This window comes from Hydrogenophaga taeniospiralis CCUG 15921 (assembly GCF_001592305.1).
Taxonomy (GTDB): domain Bacteria; phylum Pseudomonadota; class Gammaproteobacteria; order Burkholderiales; family Burkholderiaceae_C; genus Hydrogenophaga; species Hydrogenophaga taeniospiralis.
Map to the genome: position 1 here is coordinate 1 of NZ_BCWR01000044.1, position 933 is coordinate 933.

Annotated in this window: 1 protein-coding gene; it reads left to right on the plus strand. The window is 68.5% G+C overall.

Features of this window, described 5'->3' with window-relative positions; genetic code table 11:
* Positions 1-10 precede the first annotated feature (10 nt).
* Positions 11-933 (plus strand): tripartite tricarboxylate transporter substrate binding protein (locus HTA01S_RS24415; protein ID WP_068176653.1); only part of this gene is annotated, 923 nt, incomplete at its 3' end.

The window sequence follows — 933 nt, forward strand, 5'->3', positions numbered from 1 at the left end:
GGAGACAAGCATGCGTCGCGACACCTTCCTGAAGTCCCTGGCCGCCATGGCCGCCGCCGGAGCCCTGCCCAACCTGGCCTGGGCCAACGCCAACATCAAGATGATGATCCCGGCCAACCCCGGTGGTGGCTGGGACGGCACCGGCCGCGCCCTGGGCGAAGCCCTGCGCGACGCCGGCGTGGCCTCCTCCGTCACCTTCGAGAACAAGGGCGGCGCAGCCGGCGCCATCGGCCTGGCCCAGTTCTACAACGCCAGCAAGGGCGACCCCAACGCCCTGATGGTCATGGGCGCGGTCATGCTCGGTGGCCTGATCACCGGCAAACCCCCGGTGTCCATCACCCAGCTCACGCCCATCGCGCGCCTGACCACCGAATACAACGTCTTCGTGCTGCCGGCCAACTCGCCCTTCAAGACCATGAAAGACGTGGTCGAGCAGCTCAAGAAAGACCCCGGCAGCGTCAAATGGGGCGGCGGCTCGCGCGGCTCCACCGAACACATCGCGGCCGCGCAGATCGCGCAATCGGTGGGCGTGCCCGCGGCCAAGATCAACTACGTGCCCTTCCGTGGGGGCGGTGAGGCCACGGCGGCCATCCTGGGCGGCAACGTCACGGTGGGCGGCAGCGGCTACAGCGAGTTCCAGCAGTACATCGACAGCGGCAAGATGAAGGCCGTGGGCATCACCTCGGGCCAGCGCGTGGCGGGCATCAACGTGCCCACGCTCAAGGAGCAGGGCATCGACGTGGAGATCGGCAACTGGCGCGGCGTGTACGGCGCGCCGGGCATCACGCCGGCGCAGCGCGACGCGCTCACCGAGATGATCGTCAAGGCCACCAAGAGCAAGGCCTGGGCCGAGGCGCTGAAGAAGAACAACTGGACGCCCGCGCTGCTGACGGGCAAGGCCTTCGACGAGTTCGTGGACCGCGACTTCTCCGC